Origin of the sequence: Halobacillus litoralis (assembly GCF_009856415.1) — a bacterium.
Taxonomy (GTDB): Bacteria; Bacillota; Bacilli; order Bacillales; family Halobacillaceae; genus Halobacillus; species Halobacillus litoralis_C.
Genome location: NZ_WMEZ01000003.1, coordinates 220817 through 236060, shown reverse-complemented (window position 1 = coordinate 236060; position 15244 = coordinate 220817). Strand labels below are relative to the sequence as shown.

19 protein-coding genes and 2 pseudogenes are annotated in these 15244 nt (G+C 42.9%); 15 read left to right on the top strand and 6 right to left on the bottom strand.

The genetic code is table 11. The features are described from left to right. Positions 1-78 precede the first annotated feature (78 nt). Both GLV98_RS10890 and GLV98_RS10885 read right to left on the bottom strand, forming a co-directional pair. On the bottom strand, positions 79-1029 hold the full coding sequence (locus GLV98_RS10890) for a nucleoside hydrolase (RefSeq protein WP_160915003.1): 951 nt from the start codon (positions 1027-1029) through the stop codon (positions 79-81). Positions 1030-1122: 93 nt separating this feature from the next. Next, positions 1123-2028: a DMT family transporter gene (locus GLV98_RS10885; protein ID WP_160915001.1), complete on the bottom strand. Its 906-nt coding sequence runs from the start codon at positions 2026-2028 to the stop codon at positions 1123-1125. Between the two features lie 223 nt (positions 2029-2251). On the opposite strand from GLV98_RS10885, the gene GLV98_RS10880 reads away from it, so the two are divergent. Both GLV98_RS10880 and GLV98_RS10875 read left to right on the top strand, forming a co-directional pair. Next, complete coding sequence (locus GLV98_RS10880; RefSeq protein ID WP_160914999.1) at positions 2252-2401, top strand: hypothetical protein; 150 nt, start codon at positions 2252-2254, stop codon at positions 2399-2401. Between the two features lie 175 nt (positions 2402-2576). Beyond that, positions 2577-3779 carry an MFS transporter gene (locus tag GLV98_RS10875; RefSeq protein WP_202410014.1) on the top strand — a complete coding sequence of 401 codons (1203 nt, stop codon included), beginning with the start codon at positions 2577-2579 and terminating at the stop codon, positions 3777-3779. Positions 3780-3956: 177 nt separating this feature from the next. Here the strand turns inward: GLV98_RS10875 and arr are convergent. Continuing rightward, positions 3957-4372, bottom strand: a pseudogene (arr, locus tag GLV98_RS10870) (NAD(+)--rifampin ADP-ribosyltransferase). Positions 4373-4681: 309 nt separating this feature from the next. Between arr and GLV98_RS10865 the strand changes: the two are divergent. Both GLV98_RS10865 and GLV98_RS10860 read left to right on the top strand, forming a co-directional pair. After that, the gene (locus GLV98_RS10865; RefSeq protein ID WP_337193744.1) at positions 4682-5188 is read left to right on the top strand and encodes a GNAT family N-acetyltransferase; all 507 of its coding nucleotides are present in this window, start codon (positions 4682-4684) and stop codon (positions 5186-5188) included. 22 nt (positions 5189-5210) lie between these two features. Beyond that, the gene (locus GLV98_RS10860) at positions 5211-5426 is read left to right on the top strand and encodes a hypothetical protein (RefSeq protein WP_160914997.1); all 216 of its coding nucleotides are present in this window, start codon (positions 5211-5213) and stop codon (positions 5424-5426) included. A gap of 34 nt (positions 5427-5460) precedes the next feature. Here GLV98_RS10860 and GLV98_RS10855 read toward each other — a convergent pair whose 3' ends face one another. Further along, positions 5461-6285, bottom strand: coding sequence for an alpha/beta fold hydrolase (locus GLV98_RS10855; RefSeq protein WP_160914995.1), 825 nt, complete (start codon positions 6283-6285; stop codon positions 5461-5463). 93 nt (positions 6286-6378) lie between these two features. After that, positions 6379-7257, bottom strand: a complete 879-nt coding sequence (locus GLV98_RS10850) for an alpha/beta hydrolase (protein WP_160914993.1) — start codon at positions 7255-7257, stop codon at positions 6379-6381. A gap of 101 nt (positions 7258-7358) precedes the next feature. On the opposite strand from GLV98_RS10850, the gene GLV98_RS10845 reads away from it, so the two are divergent. From GLV98_RS10845 to GLV98_RS10815, 7 genes and pseudogenes are all read left to right on the top strand, one after another. Further along, complete coding sequence (locus GLV98_RS10845) at positions 7359-8432, top strand: glycosyltransferase (RefSeq protein ID WP_160914991.1); 1074 nt, start codon at positions 7359-7361, stop codon at positions 8430-8432. Continuing rightward, complete coding sequence (locus GLV98_RS10840) at positions 8432-8878, top strand: glycosyl-4,4'-diaponeurosporenoate acyltransferase (protein ID WP_160914989.1); 447 nt, start codon at positions 8432-8434, stop codon at positions 8876-8878. The genes GLV98_RS10845 and GLV98_RS10840 overlap by 1 nt, the downstream gene beginning before the upstream one ends. Before the next feature lie 207 nt (positions 8879-9085). Continuing rightward, a pseudogene (locus GLV98_RS10835) lies at positions 9086-9952 on the top strand (DUF4097 family beta strand repeat-containing protein). Between the two features lie 6 nt (positions 9953-9958). After that, entirely contained in the window at positions 9959-10330 is a 372-nt protein-coding gene (locus tag GLV98_RS20265; protein WP_272917293.1) for a DUF4269 domain-containing protein, read from the top strand. 22 nt (positions 10331-10352) lie between these two features. Further along, positions 10353-10484, top strand: coding sequence for a DUF4269 domain-containing protein (locus GLV98_RS20260; RefSeq protein WP_337193743.1), 132 nt, complete (start codon positions 10353-10355; stop codon positions 10482-10484). A gap of 521 nt (positions 10485-11005) precedes the next feature. Further along, positions 11006-11536 (top strand): 2'-5' RNA ligase family protein, encoded by a 531-nt coding sequence (locus tag GLV98_RS10820; RefSeq protein WP_160914983.1) that lies wholly within the window; start codon positions 11006-11008, stop codon positions 11534-11536. Positions 11537-11549: 13 nt separating this feature from the next. Continuing rightward, positions 11550-11714 carry a hypothetical protein gene (locus tag GLV98_RS10815; RefSeq protein WP_160914981.1) on the top strand — a complete coding sequence of 55 codons (165 nt, stop codon included), beginning with the start codon at positions 11550-11552 and terminating at the stop codon, positions 11712-11714. Between the two features lie 103 nt (positions 11715-11817). Here GLV98_RS10815 and GLV98_RS10810 read toward each other — a convergent pair whose 3' ends face one another. Continuing rightward, on the bottom strand, positions 11818-12270 hold the full coding sequence (locus GLV98_RS10810; protein ID WP_160914979.1) for a PH domain-containing protein: 453 nt from the start codon (positions 12268-12270) through the stop codon (positions 11818-11820). Between the two features lie 222 nt (positions 12271-12492). Between GLV98_RS10810 and GLV98_RS10805 the strand changes: the two genes are divergently transcribed. The 4 genes from GLV98_RS10805 to dnaN all read left to right on the top strand — a co-directional run bounded on the left by GLV98_RS10805 (position 12493) and on the right by dnaN (position 15157). Continuing rightward, positions 12493-13173 carry a hypothetical protein gene (locus tag GLV98_RS10805; RefSeq protein WP_160914977.1) on the top strand — a complete coding sequence of 227 codons (681 nt, stop codon included), beginning with the start codon at positions 12493-12495 and terminating at the stop codon, positions 13171-13173. A gap of 17 nt (positions 13174-13190) precedes the next feature. Further along, the gene (locus GLV98_RS10800; protein ID WP_160914975.1) at positions 13191-13451 is read left to right on the top strand and encodes a hypothetical protein; all 261 of its coding nucleotides are present in this window, start codon (positions 13191-13193) and stop codon (positions 13449-13451) included. Between the two features lie 14 nt (positions 13452-13465). Continuing rightward, entirely contained in the window at positions 13466-13933 is a 468-nt protein-coding gene (locus GLV98_RS10795) for an NUDIX hydrolase (protein ID WP_160914973.1), read from the top strand. 108 nt (positions 13934-14041) lie between these two features. Continuing rightward, positions 14042-15157 (top strand): DNA polymerase III subunit beta, encoded by a 1116-nt coding sequence (gene dnaN, locus GLV98_RS10790; protein ID WP_160914971.1) that lies wholly within the window; start codon positions 14042-14044, stop codon positions 15155-15157. Positions 15158-15244 lie beyond the last annotated feature (87 nt).

Below are 15244 nucleotides of genomic sequence, written 5' to 3'. Positions count from 1 at the left end.
CCTTATGTATAAGCATTAATACTTGGGACTTGATGGCAGAAGGAAAGAGGTTGATCATTTTAAAAGGTTATAACCGTTTTATATATATCGAGTAGTCATCACCGTGACAAAATCTTTTACAAACGCCTTGTAGTTGAACGATATGGCGATATGATCTGTATTCTCTGTCGCTTGTTCACTGGAATTCGCCCTGAAGTCGGCTATACTTTCACCTTTTGTATTATCAAAGTTTATGGATACAGAAGCCTGGCGTTCGATATACCGGACTTGTTCTGGGTTGACTAAGGCAAACACAGTGAATACATCATGCAAAGGACTGCCCGAAAGGCCCGGGTTCAACTTCTTATAAGCCGTGGTGTAGTAATCAAAGATCGGCTTGATAAGATGGGTGAAAGCATTAAAAGACTGAGAAGTGATTTTCTGGATGGTTTCGGGCGTAATGACGGCATGGTTTGTTACGTTTAATGGAGTGATATAGATATGATTTAATTTGTTTAAAACGAGGTTGGCAGCGATTGCGTCACCATGAAAGTTAGCTTCTGCAACAGGGGTAACGTTCCCAGGTACTAAAAAGGCGCCTCCCATACAATAAATGGCCTTTACCTTTCGTAATTTCTCTTGGCCTCCCAATAAAAAAGCAATCGCCAAAGATGTAGACCTTCCTACATCCAGAATGACTAGATTGTCTGCGTATGAATCGATAATTTTAAAGATCTCATCGAAATTTACGACTTCTCCTTCTATTGTCTCCGGAGGGCGTATGGGTCCAAGTCCTTCTTCCCCATGGATTTCCGGATAAAACACAGCGATTTCCCCACTGAGTGGACTTTTTGCGCCGCCGATGATAGGGATATCTTCTCTCCCAGCCAGCTTTAAGAGGTACGATACATTCTGAATGGCTTGTTTCTGAGGAACGTTCCCATAACTTGAAACAATACCGACCACATTTATTTTTGGATTTAAAAGTGCGTACATGATGGCTAGTGAATCATCAATCCCTGGGTCGCAGAACAGTAATACATTATGCATAGAACCCTGCCCCCTATAAATATAGATAAGCTAGTCTATGAACAGCTTGACAATTAAATAACAACCGTTCATCTTATGATAGGGTGGCATAATTTAATATTGATTTACCGCTATTTTTTCCTCTGAAGGTTGAGGAGGCTTTCTTAAACTAAGCACGACAACTGTAAACAGGATGAGCACCATTCCAAAAAGTTGAATGATGGTCAAATGGTCTCCGATAAGCAGAAAGCCAAATAATGAAGCGGTTACGGGCTCAACCATAGCGACCATCGAAGCTGTCGTTGGAGCCGTCCACTGAATGCCAATGACATACAATATGAACGAAATTCCTGCCCCTAAAATCCCCAATAAAAGAAACCAGCCTATGTCGTTTGAGGTCATTACCCTAGCGACTTCTCCCATGTCCGCGAAAAGCAGAAGGATAAGACAAAATGAAAAAAATGCGGTGGTTAAAGTGGTTTGTGGCTTTCCGATGGAAGAGGCGTTTTTAAATCCGAAGATAAATAATGCATAGGAAAGGCCGGCAGCAAGCCCGGAGGCCACCCCTAAAATACCCACGGATATCGAATCGGTGTTGTAAGCACCTGTAAGGAGGATAATCCCCATTAGTACTCCCAATATACACCCCCATTTAAACCAAGTCGAACGTTCGATTCGTAATAAAAATGAGATGACAAGGACGAAAACCGGTGCCGTGTACATTAAAGTAGAAGCAACAGCCACGCTTGAAGCCTGGATTGTAAGAAAATAAAAAGTGAAGTTCCCAGCAACACCTGCACCAGCCAATAAGGACCATATGTACAATTTGCTAGAAGAGCTCCAATTTTGTTTCATGCTTAAAAGAAACCATACAAAAAAACACACAAATCCAACAGCCCCTCGATAAAGGGAGATCACAATAGGATCCCAGCCCTTATTCATTAAAGTATCGGCAATTCCCCCACTAACGCCCCAACAGATAGCTGCAAGAATAACTAAGCTTACACCTACAGATCTCATCTTATATATGCCTCCTAAAAAAAAGTGATGATGCAACTTTAAACCCTTTATTAGAATTTAAAGGGCTTCATAATGACGGAAGTTCAAGAGCCGAAACTTTTTCAGTTCGTTGCTTTTCAAATGTTTTTTTAGAAGGCATGACAGGGCGTGCCTTTTATGGATCGTTCAATTTCAACCGGAAATGATAGTTTAATAGGATATGGAACTGAGCGGTCAGAGGATCATGAAAAAAGTGAAAGCTGATTCTAATATCGATGATAAGAAGGGAGTTATTGCGTTTGTGGTAATTATTAACAAATGTTCCCTAATTTTAGCAGGTGCTTCACCCATTATTCAAGTAAAAAATAAAATAATGTGGAATTTATTAGGGTAACTACGTTTAGACCAAGAAGATGGGAGCCTGCTTGACTGAGGTTTCTTTTTTTAGTTATGAAAGTTTTGTGACACCTCTTGATATCCAAAGGTGATTTCCAATTTTTGTAGAAAGGATTCTTAAATGGGGTGTTATTATTCGTCAACCAAGCTTCTCCCAAAAGAAGAATTCGTTTTTGCTACTGTTTGGATTGGGCATCTCTACTTTAGGGGACTTTATTTATCTTGTTGCCATAAATGTCCTAGTTTTACAACTCACAGGGTCAGCTGCTGCAGTAGCTGGATTATGGATGATCGGTCCGATCGCTTCGATAGTCACGAAATTTTGGTCTGGGAGTATGATCGACCGTGTGAACATTCGAAGAATCATGATAGGCACAGACCTCATTCGTGCAGCTCTGGTTGCGATCATTCCTTTCTTCAACTCGATATGGCCTATCTATGTATGTCTATTTTTCCTCTCCATTTCAAAAGCGTTCTTTGAACCTGCAGCCCTTACCTATATTACAAAGGTTGTTCCTGAGAAGGGACGAAAACAATTTAACTCGTTTAGAAGTTTGATTACTTCAAGCGCCTTTTTGATCGGCCCGGCTATTTCTGGTGCCCTGCTGCTTATTACCTCTGTACATCTATCCATTTGGATCAACGCATTTTCTTTTGTTGTTTCTGGTATCATGGTGTTTTTGCTACCAAACGTGGATACGGAAGCTGATCAAACCGTACATAAATTTAGTGTGAACATGTTAAAAAGCGATTGGAAAGAAGTGTTTCGATTCAGTCAGAGCAACCTCTTCATCGTAAAAGTGTACTTCTTAGCTCAATTTTTTATGATTGTTGCCCTTGGCATGGATGCTCAGGAGGTTGTCTTTACTCAACAGGTATTACATTTATCTGAGACAGACTACGGCTTACTCATAAGTCTGACAGGAGTAGGTTCTATTTTAGGAGCAGCCACTGTGTCGCTTGTGGCTGAAAAGTTGTCGATCAAAGCTTTAATGGCCAGTGGATATTTGCTGGTATCGGTGGGCTATTTAGTCTATGCTTTCTCCGTTTCATTCTGGACCGTAGCCACTGGATTTATGATCTTAGGATTTTTTAACTCCTTTTCTAGTACTGGATTCATGACTTTTTATCAAAATAACGTTCCGGTAAGAATGATGGGCAGGATCTCAAGCATCTACGGAATCTTTCAAAGTGTTCTTCAGGTTATCTTTATTTTATTGATTGGTTTTACAGGTGAGATCATTCCGGTTCGATACAGTATCATAGCTGCTTCGATGTTCATGCTGGTGCTGAGCTTTTGGCAGGTCAAGTTGGTCCTTATGCCAAGCAAATCCGACTATTTCAAAGAAGAGGCAGAACTCAAAAGCACCTCTTAGGAATGTAAGAGACGATAATGGGTGAATGTGGGGGGGGGAGCGTGGAGAGCCCCTCTAGATCGAGGGTCTCTTCAAGTTTTAAGTAAACCATGAATTTTCATGGTGAATTCTATTTTGTGGGGAGTTTATTCATTTTACGAATTCATGAATGGGTTTTAACTTTATAGGTGTTAAAAATTAATCGTAGATCACATCTTTTCCTTGTTCACGTAACTTTTGTAAGAAGGTAAGCATTTTGTTTATTTCTTCTTCGGAATGTCGTTCCCATGTTTTTAACTCCGCTGTTATTTTCAAAGGTGTTTTTGATCGATAAGAACGTGTTGGGTTTCCGGGGAATTTTTTTCCGTCACATTCGGATCATTTTCAAACTCCCCTAATGGTTCTACAATGTAAATTCTCTCTTGAGAGGTAGACTTCGCTAATTCAGCCCCCCATTTAGCCGCATCCAATGTGGCAGTAAAGTAGATATAGTTGGATTTTTTGTCCTGGTAATTGGATAAGTGCTGCGGCTTTAATAGGTCTCCGATTTTCAAGTCTGCTTTCGTACCATGAAAGAAAGGACCGCGATCGATGACATCTTTTTTTTCATTCATAAGGAAACACCTCGTATTTAGATTTGTATGTAACAGTATAGGAGGTGAAAGACGGAAAAAGTAGTCTGTAAATCTTTTTTTATTGGCGGTATAATGGAAGTAGAGGATGTAATTCAAACGACAGTCACCCTCTTTTGAGAATTCATTTATGAATACCTTGTGGCTGTATATCAAACCACCCAGCATGGAATGAAATGAATGAAAGCTCAATCACTCAATTTTTATTTGGAGAGATTGGGCTTTTTAAATAAATCAGTGAAAACACGATTCCATAGAGCTATAAAAAGAGTAGAAAGGAGATAAGATATCGTGGAAATCTTAAAAGCAGAACCGCCTCATGTTGAAGGGATTGTGCGTGTCTGTTCAGAGGGTAACCGTACGACATATGCGGAGTTATATCCCGCGGATTACATAGAGCAAATTATCCAACAGTTTTACACACAGGAAAGGATTATGGATGAGGTCACATATACAGGGAAAGAATGGGGCGGATATATCGTCGCTGTAGACGGGGAGAAGGTTGTCGGCGCTTGTGGTGGCGGGATGATCGATGAAGAGGCATGTGAGCTTTATGTCATGTACCTTGATCCATCCAGAAAAAAGGAGGGGATCGGGACAAAGCTGCTGGAAGCTTTTGTGAAACAGCAAAAAGAGGAGTACGGAGCGAAGAAGCTATGGGTTTCTGTACAGGAAGGCAATGAACAGGGCATTCCTTTCTATGAAGCAAAAGGGTTTGAATTCTCTCATAGTCAAAGAGGATATGGAAGTAAGGAAGCAGAAACGTACACGTCATTAAGATATTGGAAGAACATTTAAGCCGGGAATGAGGTTTGAGAGAATGCAAATAGGAAGATGGAAAATAGCAAGGAAAGATTTGATAATTGGTTTGGCTTTCATCCTCGTCCTTTATTTTACGCTCCCGCAATTTGGAGTAAATCCTTATTTTATTTTCCTCACCCTGATGGCGATTGTGGAATGGGTGACAAAATTCGTCCTTCCCTGGATTGTTTTGTATTGGGCAATTCGTGTGATTAAGAGTTGGGAGTCAAAATAAAAAAGAAAGCGCCGGGCAATCTGCCGGCGCTTTTCTAATGGTTGGAGTTGATGACTTCTTCAGTGACGTCCGTCAAATCCATCTGACCTTCCGACTGAATGAAGGAAATGGCCAGTTTGTTAAACGATTCGGTTTTATCTAAGTTCACGACATGGCCGCTTTCCGATAAAAGGAGGAAAGAGGTGTTGGGCATGTGCTGGGTATCTTTCATCACATCATCTCTGAACATGTGGTCGCCTTCGCCTGTGATGTATAACTTGGGTACGGAAGCAGCGTTCTCATTCACGTGTGTAAACGTGTCCGGAACCGAGTAGACGATGTTATACCAGCCTAAGAAATCTTCTCTTTTCATCTGGGAAGCTTCATGGATGAAGGCGTCTCTAGACTCTTTATGGTTTTTCCTCGGCATCAAAATGCGCGCGCACAACGAATACAAATACAAGTGCGGGGTGACATTTTTAAGCATCGTCCCCAAAACAAGAAGGAATTTTGCTAAAAGGTTGATTCTAGTAATAGCTCCCCCTAACACGGCGGTCTGGACGCGGTGAGAGGCGGTGGACAATACGTGTTGGATGACGACGGAACCTAGAGAAATTCCTACGAAGTGGGCTTTTTCCACCCCGAGGTCATCAAGGACACCAAGGACTTCGTCTGTCACAGTATCAAAGGAAAACTTCTCTTTATAACTGGACAGACTCGGTGAATTTTTGTGACCGGGTAAATTTACGACGATGATATTAAAAGACTTGCGGAAAGCTTTCATTTGCGGGAAAAAGATGTTGACGCTTCCACCGATGCCATGGAGAAAGATGACATACTCCTTGGACGGGTCGGAGCCTAACACTTTATATTCTAACAAGGGATCACCTGCTTTAATAAAACTCAATACGACACTAACCGTCATTATAAGTCAAAAAGCAGGGGGTGGCAAAGGATAATCGGTCTGGTTTTGTTACGATTCTGTGACCTGGCCTATTGTTTTAGCAATCATACGCCAAGCTTCCTCTGCTTGATCCTGTGGCCCCTGGTGGGTGAATGCGTGTGAGCATCCCTCAAAAACGTGAACGTCTACATCGACACCCGCTTGTTTCAACTTATCCGCGTAGGCTTTTCCTTCCATAGTAAAAGCATCATATTCAGGTATGATGAAAAGCGCTCGCGCCAATCCTTCGACGTTTTCTGCTTTCACAGGGGAAGCGAGCGGGTGCTCGGCCTGGTTTTTTTCTGGGACATAACAGTAGTTGAGAAAATGGGCGGCCTCCGGGTACTTCGCCCGCCATTTATCCGGCTCCGGTTTATCACCGTGCGGGGTGACGAAGTCGAGCATCGGATAGGAGAGCACTTGCAGAAGCGGCTGTCGTTCGGAGCGCTCTTTCAATAGAAGGCAGAGTGCCGCAGCCATGTTCCCGCCTGAACTCTGCCCGCCGACCATCATGTAGTCGCGATCGAGATGGAGTTCTTCAGCATGGGATTGGAGCCATTGGTAGATTTCGTAACACTGTTCGACTGGTTTTGGAAACGGATACTCGGGCGCTTTGGCATAGTCGACATTGACGATTACAGCTCCCGTTTCATTCGCAAGAAAACGGCAGTAGGGGTCGTCCATTCTTTTTTCATTCATAATGAAGGCGCCTCCGTGCATGTTCATATAAACGGGGAGTCGCTTTCCATCAGGTGCATCCGGATAATACAAGCTGATGGATGTCGGTTTGACTCCGGTATCGACAATCAAGTCTACTTTCTTATGTACATATCGAAACGGGACCATCAGGTTTCTTTCTGCCTGATTGGGGAAAAGTCGCAGTAATCGTGCCATCCATAATTTAAGCATCATTGAACCCTCTTTTTTTAATAACCATTGTACCCGGTCTTGTCCTTGTATAATCAAGAGTTCCTGAGGCGACAATGGAAGTACATAGGGAGGTGGCCTGAATGTGGGGGATGATCCTGGCAGTTTTGTCAACCCTGCTCCTTTTTTGGCACAAATTATCGTTTCCTAAAAGAAAACGTAAGAATACAGAGATGTACACATTGATCATTCCAGCTCGGAATGAAGCAGAAAACTTGAAACGTCTGCTGCCGACTATAGTGTCTGAGGATCCACAACGGGAAATCATTGTCGTCGACGATGATTCAGAAGATGGGACGTGGGTTGCTGCGGAGAGTTTTGGCGTGAAAGTGGTGGACAACCCGCCTTTACCTCCTGGTTGGATGGGAAAGTCATGGGCCTGCTATAACGGAGCCAAAGCAGCGAACGGTAAGACGTTCGTGTTCTTGGATGCAGACACATGGTTTTCTGATGGAGGGACCGATCGTCTGGTGGATGTTTTTGACGGCGAAGGTTCCGTCCTCACCGTTCATCCTTTTCATGAAATGCGCTCGTTTTGGGAAAAGTTATCCGGCGTTTTTCATCTGGTTGTTATGGCTTCCTCTGGTTTAACGACTGTGTTTAAAGAAAGACTCGGGACCCAGGGAGGTTTCGGTCCCTGTCTTGTCATAGCTGCTGATACCTATTGGAAGCTTGGAGGTCACGAAACGATCCGGGAAGAGATTGTTGAGCACCTGGCCTTTACTAGATTAGCAGCTTCCAAGGGGTTAAAAACGAAAGCCTATAGCGGCCGTGGTGTATTAAATATGCGGATGTATGACTCTGACCTGAAACAAGTGGTGGAGGGCTGGGCCAAAAGCTTTTCAACAGGGGCTAAGACAGCGTCTCCAATCATGACGTTTGCAAACGTTGTTTGGCTCACCGCTGTCTTGTCTTTTTTGATCAACCTGCCTGTCCTTGGGGTGTGGGGCGATGTGGGGTATGTAGCCTTAGCTATACTGATGCATAGGAGTTGGGGCGGGATCGGAAACTTCAAATGGTATGATTCCCTGTTGTTTCCGCTACACTTCTTCTTTTTCGTGTTTGTTTTTGCATATTCCTTGTGGAAGACCTTTTTCGTGCGGCAAACCACATGGAAAGGACGTTCGATTGTTGATAAAAAAAGGAGTTCCTCTTAATGGTTGTCAATGTAGTCGCCTGGCTGTGCATCCATCTTGGTGTGAGTAGTTTTGTATCTCTTGCTCCGGAGGCATTTGTGAAGGCCTTCGCCGGGTTATATCGTGTGAAAAGATGGGAAACGCGGGCGAAGATTTATGAACGGCTAGGTGTGAAAAAGTGGAAAGACCGAATTCCTGAAGCAAGAAGGTGGTTTAGGAAAGGGAAAACAGCAGCACATTTGCGCAACCCTTCGCAATGGGATCTCTTTGAAAAGCAGACGAATCGTTCGGAGCTTTCTCATTGGCTCCAGATGTTCGCGGCTCCTTTTTTCTTTTTGTTCAACCCGCCGTGGGCCGGCTGGATCATGGTAGCCTATGCGATTTTGTTCAATCTTCCTTTTATTATTGTGCAAAGATATAACCGTGTTCGGATGATGAGGGTGAAAGAGCGTGTATTTAGGCGATAGAGGATATTGACCTCGAGTTAAAGGACATTAAACCTGAATTAGGGGATGTTGAAACAACACACGTCAAGCAAGTAAAAGCTGATAAAATATGAACCCCTGGTCGTTATGGACCAGGGATTTTTACTGCCATTGAAAGGGAATTGGAAACTTTTGTCGAATTTTTAGGAGGGGGAACAGTCCATTCTGATAGATAAAGGAGAAACATTTATGGAAATTATACTGATTTTAATGATTGCCACTGTTGGTGTAGCGCTTCTTTATCAGCGCTCCAATGGAGGAAAGACCCATCACCTACATAAACAGGAAAGATTTACTGAGGAAATCAAGAACCTGCAAGTGGAGTCGACGTCTGTGGATGTGGAAGTTGTGAAAGTGGAAGGTGAGGAGTGGCGTCTCACTTTATCTGGGAACGTTTATGAGAAGGACAAGGATCATTTTACCCTCTCCCATGAGCAAAAAGGGAATAACCTGACATTGAGAGTGACGGAGGAAAAGACGCGGGTCGGCATTCAAATGCGAAAAGATATGAAACTTTTAATAGAAGCTCCTGTGAAAACTATAGGGTCTTTCATGGTAGAAACGTCCTCCGGTGACATCGATGTCGAAGGTTTAGCTATTCATCATTCCACGCTTACCGCAAGTTCCGGGGATGTGACGATCGCAGATATGATTCATGAGAATTTGCAGATTCAAACGTCCAGTGGTGATGTTTTACTGAAAAATGTTCAAAGCCGAAATACCGACATTCATACAAGCAGTGGGGAAGTGTTTGGGGAAAAGTTTGATTTCGGGACAGGTGTGTTCGGTTCCTCGTAGGGGGAAATCCGCATCCACGCAACAAAGATGCTTGGGGATGTGGCAGTTTCTACTTCAAGCGGGGACATCCGCTTTTTCTATGAGGAAGAACCGGATTCTTGTAAACTCGTTTATCAATCGAATTCGGGAGAAGCGCAGATCCATTGGACGGGCCTTCATTATGAAGTGAGAAACGAAAATAAAGTGCGGGGCACGAAAGCAGAAGGTGAGTTCCAATTAACAGCTGAGACGAGCTCAGGTGATTTGAAAGTAGGATAGGGATGTATGAATACCCTTTATAAACGAATGGAAAATGGGAGTAGAAAGCAGCGGAGGGCTTATGAAGTGATGGAGGATTTGGGGATTATAAAAAACTATCTATCCTTTCATCCTGTTCTTTGTGGCACCATTCCCATCGGTATAGACGTAGAGAATTCGGATTTGGATATTATTATGGAAGTCTATGACCTTCCTAGCTTGGAGCAGCGTTTGATTAAAGATTATGAGCAAATGGAAGGGTTCCGGTTGCAAAGAAAAACCATCCGGGAGCGGGAGGTTATGAAAGCAAATTTCTTATATAAGGGGTTTGAGTTTGAAGTGTTCGCGCAACCGCAGCCGGTACATGAACAACATGCGTACTTACATATGATCATATAAACTGTTACGAACCACTCCGGGGTTGAAGACGGAAATTTTGGCATTGAAAAGAAAAGGAATCAAAACGGAAGCGGCTTTTTGTCACCAACTAGGCATAGGTGGGGACCCTTATTTAGGGTTATTGGAATATGGAAGACGGTTGAGGTTGATTTAATAAAAGAGCCGAAGCAAAGGGTGGATGTTTGGATAACGTATAGAATCACCCGGCCATGCAATTAAAAGAGTGGAAGAATCTATCATCTGAAAAAGTGGTTGAAGGAAGCAGGATTGGCGGTTGAATGTGGATCAATGAATAGGGTGACTGTTTCTTTAGTGTTTTCCAATTGTTGAAACTTCGGAGGTCACTTTATCGTAAGTAAAAAAAGGAGGTGGGGACCGTGACGCCATGTAATTGTTGTAACCAATCTTTTCGGTGGGTGCAGGTTTTGGCTACGAACCTTTTCTTTTCTAAAGCCTCTTGTGAAAATTGTGGTTGCAGACATAAGGTCTATTTCATCGATCGTTTTTTGTTTTCCCTGATTACCGTGGTTCCTTTAGTGGTTTTTAGTTCACTTATATATCCTTTTGAAAATCATTCATTGAATATCCTGGGAGGTTTAGGTCTGTTTATCATAGGCTTGATGGGGGCGCCGTTTGTGTCGCGATATAAATATATACCTGGTAAGGGGGAGGGAAATGCAGCATTTCATCGGTCTGATACCACCTGAAGGTTTCAAAGAAAAGGTCATTCACTTTCAGAAAAAATGGAGCGGAAATACGATCACAGAAGTCGTAGAGCCACATGTCACGCTGAAGGCTCAACGAGGTTTGACTCCAGACCGACATTGGTTGAATGAAGTGAGAGAAACGTGCCGGAAACTGAAACCTTTCCGGATTCAACTAGGCGCACCCGCTTTTTTCGGTGACGATGTGCTTTATTTGAGTGTGCGATCGGATAAACTTTATGGGTTACATAAACAAATGGTACAAGTCGCTGCCCCGACACGCGAACAAATTGACGCTTATTTTGAGCTTGATCATTTCGTCCCTCATTTGACACTGGCCAAGACGAGCCATGGTTTGTCTAAACAAGATTTGGTCGATATGGCTGCGGCTGCAGATAAGGAATTTCGTCCTTTTCCAGCATTTGAGGTAGATCAGATAAGAGTTTATGAGGAAAAACTGCCGAATACATATAGCAAGCTTGTGGACCTCTCGTTAGGATGAATGTAAATGTACGATGAACCTTGTCAGTATCATGTATGCGTGGATGCTGTTTGTCCCTGTTGGACACCTCATCGCCAGCCTGGCAGGTGCCGAGCTTAACACGATCGTTTCATGGACTGGATGGTTTATTTCGATCACCTATCCAGGATATACACCGATCCAGCTGCAGGATGAATAACCATCGGTGCCTCCTATTTTTTCTGAGTTCATACTGATCGTGAACGTGCTTGTGCCTGTTGCTTCCCGAAGTCTTCTGGAAAGGAGAGGTCGCTTTTGTTCCTTTAATTTTTCTCCTGCAGCAGTCTTGGGTCAATTTTGATATGAGGGTTTTCTTTCTCCAAGACTTGGAGGAACTTTTGTTCATCTTTTGGGGAAATCAACGTAAACATAAATTTACCGTAAAGGATTTCGAGTTTTCTAAACGATAAAGCAGGAGCCGACATCGGACTTTTGGTTGGCTTGATTTTTTTGATGTCCTCGATGTTAATCCGCTTTCGCAACGGGCCAGAGTGAATGAACAGATGTCCGTCCTTAACGGTGTAACCTGTACGGAACCAGATCCATAACAAAAGACCGACCATACCTCCGGACATCACATAACCTAAAGGATCACGGTAGGTAATGATTTGAAAACCGATGGGTCTTCCTCCGAAAAGATAGATGAAAAAAATGAACAGGATCAAGCCCCAGATGATCATCGAGTAATAAATGTTTCTCTTGGACGGGAAATACATAATGGTTCCTCCTTTCTATATGGTTACGGAAACATTTTCGGAAAAGTTTCAAGAAAATGTAAGTTTTCTTTTTCTGAAAGAGCTGGATTGAGGGGAAACACGATAAGAGCAACCTCAAGTAATCTTATCCATCTTAGGTCGTAGATGAAATCATTCCACTACCTGAGGGAATGATCGAGAATATTCGCTATCCTTGTTGTATAGAAAAGGAAGGTGGGCGATTTGGAAATAGCATCTGTAACCTTGATGGCAAATAAGATCGATTCACTCAGAGGTTTTTACATCGAATGGTTAGGCTTCACAGAAATCGAACGAGAGGAAGGAGAGGAGTTATCAATTAAAGTGGGGAGCGGGGTCCTTCGTTTTTTGGATGAGAAAAAGGAGCGCGAGCCTTTTTACCACTTTGCATTCAATATTCCTTCCAACCAGTTTAAAGAAGCGAAGGACTGGGTGAGGGAGAAAGTATTCCTGAATACGGAAGCCGATAAGGATGAAATCGTGTTTGAGAGGCTTGGAGGCCGTTCTTTTTATATCAGTGACCCAGTGGGGAACATTGTGGAGTTTATTGCTAGAGAGCATTCCCCACGTCAATCAGGTCCATTTTGTATGCAAACACTTTTGAACATCAGTGAAATGAGTTTGACTGTGAGCCATGTTTTAGAAGCTAGTGAAGAATTACAGCGCATCGGCTTAACATCCAGAGACAACGATCCGATACACAGGGCATATCTGAATTTTATGGGAGATGATGGAAGTGATTGTTATCTCCTTCTCGTTGAATCAGGAAGACGGTGGATTTTTTCAGATAAGGTATCTGAGGTTCATCCCCTTGAATTGGTCGTTCATAACATAGGAACCATTACAGTCGATGAACAGGGTCGCTTAACAGTTGTTCAAACGTAAATAAGGGGGCGGAAGAGATGCAGGGTATATTAGCGATGTGGTTAGATGAAGATGGCAGGCTTGGGGTCATTGAACGGAAAGATGAACGGTTTGGATCTTCCTTCCATCCAATTAAGAGGGATGAGAAAACAAGAGAAATGATCATCATTAATAACCTTTGGTACACCACTTATACGGGTGCCCGTCATTATTTCCGCTTGAATACGAATGATTATCGGGTGTCCGGACGGATGCAGAAAGTTGATGGGATGCAGTGGGCATTACGAGAATCTTCATGAAAAGGGAGAAAGCTATGGATTATATTCGTCATTTGCGTTCCATGGTCGGTCATGAGAAGGTGCTGATGGTCGTTGCAGGAGCGCTCGTTATTAACGAAAAGAACCAATTATTGCTGCAATTGCGGCCAGATTCAGAAAGCTGGGGGGTACCCGGGGGTTTTATGGAATTAGATGAGTCAGTTCAGGATACAGCAAGGCGAGAAGTTTATGAAGAAACAGGATTGGCTCTAAACGAGATGGAACTCTTCGGCATCTACTCTGGTCCTCATAAGCATAAAGTCTTTGGAAATGGAGACCAGGCTGCAATCGTAGAAATTTGTTTTATTTGCCGTTCCTATGAAGGGGAGTTGGTGAAGGAGAATGAAGAGTCCCTGAGTAATCGTTTCTTTGGGCTGGATAATCTTCCTGATTACATATTTCAGGATCATCAACAGGTCATCGAAGATGTAAAGAACAAACGCGCAACACCGATTGTTGGGTAAGGGTTAAAAAGAAATGCCTATAAATATGGGGAGTTCTTTTTTTATAAAAGAAGGTCAAACGTACGTTCGCGTCGAATGTAAAGAGTAGAAAGGGAGAGGGTTATTTCCATGGAATTGCGAATACATAAAAGTACGTTGGAGGAAGCGGTCTCTGAAACAGCCGCTGTTCTTGGTAAAAAGTCGCTGCTTCCTGTCTTGAATGGTATAAAGATGGAGGTAAGGGAAAAGGAGCTTGTTTTTGTAGGGTGTGACGGAGAGCTCATGATAAAGAAAGTCATACCCGTCCATAAAGGTGGGTTTGAATCGGTTGAAACAGGTGCTTGTGTATTACCAGCTGATTTTTTTCAGGATTTAGTAAAGAAAATGCCTGGTCCTGTACATATGAAGATCGTAAATGGACGTATGATGATGGAATCCGGGGGAGTGAAAACTTCCTTATCTGCACTCTCAACCGAAGAGTACCTCAGTATCCCGGATGTCGAATGGGATGGCTCCATTTCGATGAATAGTATGGATTTGGTGGAGTTGGTTCGCCAAACGCTTTTTGCTGCAGCTAAAGAAGGAAGTCGTCCCGTATTAACGGGCATTCATTTGGAATTCTCCGGGAATCAGGTGCAAGCAATTGCCACGGACTCTTACCGATTAGCTTTTGTTAAGAAAAGACTAAATAGCGGGACGGATCATTCGTGTACGGTTCCTATGAAAACGTTGAGAGAGTTAATGAAACTTTTTAAGAATACAAAGGAATGTTTGAAGATACACATCACCGACCAACTATTCAAAGTAGAATCGGGAGAATTGACATTGATTTCAAAGTTGCTTGACGGAGCCTTCCCCAATATGGAAGCTCTCTTATCCAAATCTTCAAAGGCAGAACTGGTCATAGATAAGAATCGTTTGATGTATAGTGTGGACAGAGCTGGTTTGTTTGCGAAAGATAGTGGGAACCACCAAATTAAATTGCGTTTAACAAAGGAAAAAAACCTGAACATTTCTTCCTTTTCCCCACAAGTGGGCATGATTGAGGAAAACATTCCTTTAATAAAAGCTTCAGGTGAGGGTGCCATGGATGTTTATGTCGACAGCGTTTTTTTGTTAGAAGCATTAAGAGCCACAAAAGGAGAGGACATCCAGCTTTTTTACAACGGGACAATGAGTCCACTGATCCTTCGCAGTCGCGGAGATGATGAACAGGTTCATGTCATATCGCCTGTTCGAGCCTAAAGTGAAAAGTGTATAGAGACAATGAGGTTCTTTTTAAACAAAAGTGAAATGTAAAACTTGAAAAAATATGTTTATAAAACGCGAGGG

Coding starts and splice junctions, on each gene's coding strand:
- GLV98_RS10890 (WP_160915003.1), bottom strand. CDS start 1,029: ATGCATAATGTATTACTGTTCTGCGACCCAGGGATTGATGATTCACTA.
- GLV98_RS10885 (WP_160915001.1), bottom strand. CDS start 2,028: ATGAGATCTGTAGGTGTAAGCTTAGTTATTCTTGCAGCTATCTGTTGG.
- GLV98_RS10880 (WP_160914999.1), top strand. CDS start 2,252: ATGAAAAAAGTGAAAGCTGATTCTAATATCGATGATAAGAAGGGAGTT.
- GLV98_RS10860 (WP_160914997.1), top strand. CDS start 5,211: ATGCAAATAGGAAGATGGAAAATAGCAAGGAAAGATTTGATAATTGGT.
- GLV98_RS10850 (WP_160914993.1), bottom strand. CDS start 7,257: ATGCTTAAATTATGGATGGCACGATTACTGCGACTTTTCCCCAATCAG.
- GLV98_RS10845 (WP_160914991.1), top strand. CDS start 7,359: ATGTGGGGGATGATCCTGGCAGTTTTGTCAACCCTGCTCCTTTTTTGG.
- GLV98_RS10840 (WP_160914989.1), top strand. CDS start 8,432: ATGGTTGTCAATGTAGTCGCCTGGCTGTGCATCCATCTTGGTGTGAGT.
- GLV98_RS20265 (WP_272917293.1), top strand. CDS start 9,959: ATGAATACCCTTTATAAACGAATGGAAAATGGGAGTAGAAAGCAGCGG.
- GLV98_RS10820 (WP_160914983.1), top strand. CDS start 11,006: ATGCAGCATTTCATCGGTCTGATACCACCTGAAGGTTTCAAAGAAAAG.
- GLV98_RS10815 (WP_160914981.1), top strand. CDS start 11,550: ATGAACCTTGTCAGTATCATGTATGCGTGGATGCTGTTTGTCCCTGTT.
- GLV98_RS10810 (WP_160914979.1), bottom strand. CDS start 12,270: ATGTATTTCCCGTCCAAGAGAAACATTTATTACTCGATGATCATCTGG.
- GLV98_RS10800 (WP_160914975.1), top strand. CDS start 13,191: ATGCAGGGTATATTAGCGATGTGGTTAGATGAAGATGGCAGGCTTGGG.
- GLV98_RS10795 (WP_160914973.1), top strand. CDS start 13,466: ATGGATTATATTCGTCATTTGCGTTCCATGGTCGGTCATGAGAAGGTG.
- dnaN (WP_160914971.1), top strand. CDS start 14,042: ATGGAATTGCGAATACATAAAAGTACGTTGGAGGAAGCGGTCTCTGAA.